Origin of the sequence: Mycoplasma anseris ATCC 49234 (assembly GCF_000702805.1) — a bacterium.
Classification (GTDB): Bacteria; Bacillota_I; Bacilli_A; order Mycoplasmatales; family Metamycoplasmataceae; genus Metamycoplasma; species Metamycoplasma anseris.
Map to the genome: position 1 here is coordinate 20255 of NZ_JNJX01000010.1, position 8017 is coordinate 28271.

Here is an 8017-nt window from a genome sequence, read left to right on the forward strand (position 1 = left end):
ATTATTGTACATCAATTTTTATTTTTATAAAAATAGAAAAACCAAAAAGCCGATTTGTAATAAACCGGCTTTTTTAAAATTAGTTAATATTGTTAATATTAATTTTTGTATAAGTTTTTCTACCATTAAATAAATCAGCAGAAGATTTAATGTTGTTATTAGTAATAAAGTTTAGCAATACTGATGCTATAGGTAATGAAACAAATGGTTTACCAGTAGCTTTAATAACGGCATCAATATCTTTTTCTAATTTAATAACTTCAGGTTTTTCAGCATTTCCAGGTAAGTTAATGTAATCCACAACAATATTGAATAAATCGTAAATGTTTGTCATAATCTTGATATATCCCTCATTTACTCAGATTTTCATCATATCTTTAGCAGATTGACTTCTTAAAGTACCTCCATTGTGGACTTTCATATTTCCGTTTCAACCTAGTTTATATAGACCTTCAGCACTTCTTGTATCATAATCTAAACTTAATACATATCTTTGATATCCTCATTGACTTGAGAAACGAGAGTCTTGTAAACGATTAATTCTAAATCCATTTGGAGATTCAGTTGCTGATTTATATTTATCGTTTTCACCAATACCATAATCCTTATCACCACCAATGAAGTTTCTAATTCTTGCTGTATCTCAGTATTCTTGAGTCATTCATTCTTCTGGTACACTAATTACATAATAGAATCTTGATAGATAATCATCTAAGTGGAATACAGCTTCTTTTAATTCATCTTTTGGTGTAGTATTATCAACTGATTTTGCCCCTCAAGTATGGAAGTTTTGATCTGTGAATAATACAAGGTTAATCATTTCTTTTGCAACTCTTCTTTGGAATGCATTTTTAGTTGCATCATTAGCAACTGATCTCATTTTTCTAACTTTTGAAGGTTCGAAAATATAATCATAGAATTTTTGCATTTCGTTTGCATATTCAATGTTAAATTGATTTGTTCTTCTATATTCAGTACTATTTTTAATAGTATTGATATCGGTTTGGAATCTTTGAACAGCATGCATTAAAGTGTATGTAACATTTGCTGGTTCCATGATTGCTAATAATTTATCTCTATAATCATCAATACCTTTAGTTGTATTAACATCTCCAGTAGGTTTTAACATTAATTTATTAATTTCAGTTAAGTAATTATTCAATTTTGTTTTTTCATCGGAATCATAGATTTGATCTGTCATTTTGTCAAATAAACTTTGAGCATTTTTAATTGGTTGTTTTGCATCTACTTGTGCTCTATATCCATCAGCAATATCGGCTTTAGTTTTTGTAGTTTCAGTTTTAGATATTAGTTCTTTAAGGACACTTACATCATATTTTTCTTTTTGGATATTTGATTTTAAAGCTAAATTAGTTCCAATTAGTAAGGCAACTTCATTTCTAATATTATCTTTTTCTGTTCCATTGTAATCTGGACCCTTCATTTTTGAATAAGCAATATTATTTGCATAAGTGATATTTTCATTAACCTTATTCAATAATTGAGTTTCGTAGTAGTTTTTAAATACATTTGTAAATTGAGTATTAGCGCCAGTAAATTTATTTTCTAAATTTACTTTTTCATCAACTAAATTATTATTAGTTTCTTTTTTATCAATCATTCCTTTAGCATTGGTAATTTCAGCTTCTAATTCACTTAATTTAGTATTAAATTCTGCTGGGAAAGAAATTTGTGAAACAGTTTTCAAGTCTTTCATATTAGTTAAAATTTCATCAGCCTCATTAATTTTAGCTTTTAAATCATTATTATGTGTATCATAAGTTGTTTTATAAGTTTGTGCTTTTTTAAGTAAATTACTTTCTTTTTTACTATCCAACTTATCAATAGCAGTTTTTAAAGTTGCATCAAATGTATCTTTGTCAATATTTTTGTTTTGGGTTGCTAAATTATTTAAAGCAGTGATTGCATCATGCAATGCTGTTTTATCACTTCCATCATATTTAGCATCACTCATGTTTTCATTAAATCATTGATCAGCCGGATTACCATATGCCAACAATGCTTGACGTTGTTTTTCTTCAATAGATTTGTTTTTAACATCTTCTTCACGAGCTACTCTTAAAGCATTTCTTAAAGCGACTCTTGCAGCTTCTATATTAGCACTTGTTGTATTAACTTTGCCTTTAGCTTCATTTAATTTAGCTAAGAAATCAGATTTATCAGTATTTATTTCACTCATTCCATTATAGAAAATTGTTGCTTCATCAATTTCAGTTTGGAAATCTCTTTTTAGTTTATCATGAGCACTTGCAAAAATATTCATTTGTGACATTGCTGATGATACTTTTTCTTTAGCAATATTTATAGCATTAAAGTCTTTAGTATTTAATTTGTTTTGTAAATCAGTCAATGCATCAGCCAATTTGGTTTTTTCAGTTGAATTATATTCGTCTGCTTGGAAATCAGTTTGTACTTGTTTACCAGCATTATAAACTTGTGCTGCTTCTTTTTTAACATTTGCAGTTTTAATAGCATTTTGTAAAGCTAGTGCTTTATTCATTAATTCAGCAGTATCTATAGTATTTACATCCCCACTAATTGAATTATCAGTAATTTCAGTTGCTAATTCATTTTTTACCCTTTCAACATCAGGTGTACTTAAGGAATCCTTTAATGAATTAGCTTGATTCAATGTTGTAGTATAGTCATTTTGAACAAAACTATCAAAAGCAGTACATTTATTTAATAATGATTGTCTAATTAGTTCAATTTCTGCATATTTCTTGTTTTTATCTTGAGTTAATACAGTTGCCTTAGTAATTTCACCCTTCATTCCATCTAATTGAACAGTTCCTAAATATTGAGCATTTGTATTAGATAATTTTGAATAAACATCATATTTAGTAATTAAAGCTTCAGTTTCTTTATAAGCTTTATAAGCCTTTAATTTATCAATAGCATTTGAACCAGCTATGTCAGCATTTTTAAGATCATTGGTTGTTGCTTTTGGATTAGCAAGAACTTTTTCAATTTCTTCTTTTTTCTTAGTTAAATCATCTTTAAATTTAGTTTTTTCTTCACTGTCATATAAAGTTCCAGTAACTCATTCTGCAGCTAATAATTGTTTTGCTTCTTCTAAAACTTGACTTGCTTTTTCTCTTGATTGTTGATATTCAGGAGAATTAATCATGTCTTCATGATCTTGCATTTTAGCCTTAGCATCTTCATTAGCCTTATTTAAAACATTTATTTCATTGATAATGTTTTGAACATTTGGTTTATCTAATTTAGTTTTAGCATTAGCAAGTTCTTGTTCTAATTTAGCTTTTTCTTCTGCATATTCTGGTTTATCACCCATATTTGCAATTGTTTGCTCAACATTAGTAATTAAATCATGTAATTCTTGATTTTTTTGATCATATTTAGCTTTAAAGTTGTTTAAAGCATCAGCAGCAGCTTGAGCTTTCTTTCTAGCAGCATCAATTTCAGGAATAATTGAGTTTTTATCAATATCCTCGGTCTTAGCAATTAATGCATCTAATTCTTGTTTTGCTTTTTTAGCATCCTCTAATTCTTTGCCAGCATATTTTTCATCAGTAACATTTGCAATTGCTTCTTCTAGGGCAGTAGAATCAGCTGCAGCAGCTTGTTGCGCTTTTTCAATTGATTTATCTCTTTGGTCAACAGTTTGTGCTAAAGATAATTCAGTATTCAATTTATTTAAAGCATTTTCAAGAATTTCGTCAGTTGATTCATTACTTTCTAATTTGGCTTGTGCTTCATTAATTTTTGCTAAAAAGTCTTTTTTATCAGTATTAATATTAGACATTTGGTCTTTAAATTGAGTTGCTCTATCTATTAATTCTTGTAAAGCATCTTTTTTGCCTTGGTGTTTTTGGTTTTGTTTATCCATATCAGCCATTGCTCTTTCAACACGTCTTTGAGCAGCTTCTATTTCAGCAATGTTATTACCTAATACTTTAGCTTGTAAGTTATCTAAAGCAGCTTTTAATTCATCTTTTTGTGGTGAATTAAATTCATTATTAGCATATTGAGTTAATTTAGTATTACCAGCATTTCAAGTTTCTTGTCCTTCAACTTGAGCTTTTTTAATTTTCATTGCTTCGATTGCATCTTCAAAAGTCTTTTTAGCTTCATTAATTTGCTCAACAGTTGTAGCACTTGCAATAGTTGAAGCTAAAGCGGTTTTAGCTTGATTTAATGTATCTTTTTCATCTGAATTATATTTAGCATCAGCAATTGAATTAATAAATGCTTCATTAGCATCAATTTTTCCTTGTGCATCAACTTTAGCTTTGTGCAATTCAGCAGCTTCTCTTGCTTGATTTAGTTTTTCGGTTAAATCACGAATTTTGTCTAAATCTTGACCGGCTTTAGCAACTTTTAAAGCGGCATCAGCTTCATTTAATTTATCTTTAATTGGTCCATCATATTTAGAATCTTCAAATTTACTCTTAAATAATAAAGTAGATCCAATTGATTCATCAGCTTTAGCTTTAGCAATGTTTAGTAATTCATTGTATCTATTATCGTAATTTTCTTTAGCAGTTGTATTACCAGCTTTTAATTTGTTTAATACTTTGTCTAATGCTTCAATAGTTGGAGTAGCAGATTCTGCCTCAACATTTGCAATTAATTCTTCATACGCTTGTTTTTGAGTTTTGAAAGCTTCACTGTCATCAGGAGTTAAAGCCTTCATTTTTTCTAAGAATTTTTTAGCTTTTGCAACTTCTTCAACAATGGTTGCTTGTTTTTGGTTATAACTATTCTTGTAATCGTTTAAATCAGTTATTTTTTGGTTTAAGTTAGTAGTTGCATCAATAATTTGTTGGGTTGTTGCTTTAGGATCAGTTAATGCTAAAATTTCATTTAATTTTTGTTTAGCTTCTTCAACAGCATTTCTTTCAGCGCCTGCATATTTAGGATCACTAGTATCAGCTAATTTTTGATCAGCTTCTTGAATTTTTCTTTCAGCAACAGCTCTTGCAGCTACATCATCATCAGCTAATTTCTTTAAATAAACTTGTTCAGCACTAGCATATTCAGCATTTAATTTTGAAATATAGTCATCTAATTCAGCAGCTGTTTTTTGATTATCAGCATTGACTGTATTTAATAATTCTTGTAATTTGTTTTGAGCCGCAATTGTTTCGGTTGATGGAACTGTTTGTAATTTTTTAATTAATGCTTCTGCATCAGAAATTTTAGTATTTAATGTTTTTTCTTTTTCAGCTCTTTCAGTAATGAAATTATCCATTTTCTTAATTTCATCAAGAGCAAGATCTGATTTTTCTTTTAAAGCAATATTTCTTTCAGCAACAGCAATTTCATTAGTTAAATCAATTGGCGAATTGATTAAATTATTTAGTTCTTCTCTTTTAGCTTTTAAATCATTTTTTGAATTAGAATCAAATTTTTCTTCTTTAGTTTCTTCAATTTTTTTATCAATTTCAGCTAAAACTTGTTTTGCATCAAATAATTTATCTGCATAAATACTATTTGAAAGAATTTGTTTTAATTCATTGGTCTTTTCAATCAAATCGGCTGTTTTAGCATATTTATTATCTCTTAATGCCTTGGCAACAGCTTCAGCTGAAACCAATTTATTCATTTCTTCTTTAGCAGCACGATCATAATCTTTTTCTTCAGTTGAATATTTAAAAGTAGCTACTTTTTGCAATAGGTCATTTAAAGCGTCTCTTGCTCTAGCGTTTTCTTCAAAAGTAGCTAAATCATCAGTATGACTTGCGGTTTTCTTTGAAGCAGTTTTAACATCATTTTCAGTAATGTCTTTTGGATTGGCATCAATTAATTTCTGTAGTTCTTCAATATCATTTTCTAAAACTGATTTTTCATCTGATTTATGAGTTGCTGCGTCTCTTTCTTTAATAGCGTTTTCTAAGATTTTCTTAGCTTCTTCTTGAAGTGCTTGAACTCTTTTTTGTCTTTCTTGTTCAGCAAAAATAGCTTGTGCTTTTTCAGCTTTTTCTTTAGCTGCTAATAAATCAGCAATTTCTTGAACTAATTGATCTTTGTTAGTTAATCTATTATCATCAGCTTTAGTAATTGCATTTTGGAATTCTTCAATTTCAGCTACTAAAGATGGGTCCATTTCATTTTTGACTTTTAAAGACTCAGTAATTAGTTTTTCTAATTCTGCTTGTTTTTTGTCACGTTCAGAACAGTATGCATCAAAAGAATTTAAAGAACCTTCAGCGGTTTCTTTAATTTTCTTCATTTCTTCTTTAGTGATTTGATCTTTATCTTTGTCTAATGAAGCTCTTAAAATGTCAGCTTGATTTCTTAGATCGTCTTTTTCTGGACCATCATATTTAGCTGCTTCATATTCTTTTAGTTTTTTCTCAATTTTTTCTAATAATAATCTTGATCTATTTTTTTCAGATGCTAAGCTGTTTGGATCAATAACATCAATTGCAGTTTGTAATCTTTCTTCTCTTATGTCTAATTCAAAGTTTGCATCTTCAAAATGAACTAATAACAATTTGTCAAAATTATCTTTATAAGTTTCAGCATATTCAATAGCTGCAGTTAATTTGTATTTATCTCCATAACTTGCTTTTTCATAAAGACCAGTTTTAGTCATATCTTTAGCAAGTGAAATGGTTTCATTTAAGATTCTTGCATGATCATCTAAATGAATAGCTTTTTCTACAAATTTTACTGCTTCAGCCAAGTTTTCGGTTTGACCTAATTGACTTACTAATGTCTTTTTAACATGTTCACTTAAAGTTGGAAGATTTAGAATTTGTTCTTCTAATTTCTTTAAGTTAGCAATTCCATTTAATTCTTGTTTAGCATTTTTTAGTTTCAAAATTGCTTCTAATGTTTCAACAGCATCTTTGTTTAATCCAGTATTTGAATCAGAATCAATAAAGTCAGTTGAAACTTCATTAATTAAATTATCTAACTTAGTCTTGATTTCATCATTTGCAAATGTATAGTTTTTGTCCTTAGTAAATGCTAGTTCAGCTCTTAATTCTTTCATTTCTTGATTTAAGAATAATGATTTGTTTAAAATATCGTTAGCCTTTTGAACATCAAAATTGTTGGTATCAGTATTGTAACTTGACACCATTTCATTTCATAAAGCTTCTTTTTGCTTTGTGTTTAAGGCTTCATTGTTTTTTAGTTCTTTTAATCTTTTATCGAACAATGGTAGAGAATTTGAAGCATTTTCCATTTCGAAAATACCAGTTACAATTTCGGCTTTTGTTGCATTTGGATTTCTTAAAATAGCTTCAGCTTTTGAAATTTCATCTAGCATATATTGTTTAGCTGGGTTGATCATTCCTTCAGCTGACTTTTTAGCCATTTGAATTTTCTTGTTGATTTCTTCTCTTAGTTCATCGATATTTCCGTCTGGACTGTTTAAGTTGTAATGTAATTTAGCTTCATTAACAGCCTTGGTAATATCATGTAATTTTTTTTCTAATAATATTTGTCTTTCTTCTCATGAGGCATCTTTTACATAATCTTTTACTTCTTTTAAATTTTGTAATACATGTTTAGGAATGTATTGAACATATTGATAGTTATTTAAGATTGAATTGGCTTGTTCAACTTTTTTTCTTATTTGGTTAACAAGATCTCTCTTATAACGTTCATCCTCGTTCATGTACACTTCATTTAACAAGTAATAAATAGTTGCAGCAGTTGAAGCAATTGCTGCCCCTGTTAAAAATGTTAAGATTCCTTTTAATTTTGAACTTTTACTCATTTTTGTTTTCCCTTCATAGGATTTTTATATATATAAAACATTGATAATTATAGCCTAAAAAAAAAAAAAAACAGTTTTTGGAACAATTTCATTCATTTTTCAATTAATTTTATTGATCTTTATTGCTCGTTTATTGGTCTTTTTATTGCCTTTCATTGCATTTTAAAAGCAATAAAAAGAAAGCATTTAGTCTATAACTAAACACTTTCATATGGCAGGGGATACAGGAATCGAACCCGTATATGAGGGTTTGGAGTCCTCCGTTCTACCATTAAACTAATCCCCTTTTATTCAAAA

At 28.4% G+C, this 8017-nt stretch carries 1 protein-coding gene and 1 tRNA gene; both read right to left on the reverse strand.

The annotated features are described in order from the left end of the window. Window positions 1-79: 79 nt before the first annotated feature. Complete coding sequence (locus tag T401_RS07115; RefSeq protein ID WP_033178964.1) at window positions 80-7720, reverse strand: hypothetical protein; 7641 nt, start codon at window positions 7718-7720, stop codon at window positions 80-82. Between the two features lie 212 nt (window positions 7721-7932). After that, window positions 7933-8006 (reverse strand) — tRNA-Trp (locus tag T401_RS0102730). Window positions 8007-8017: the final 11 nt, after the last annotated feature.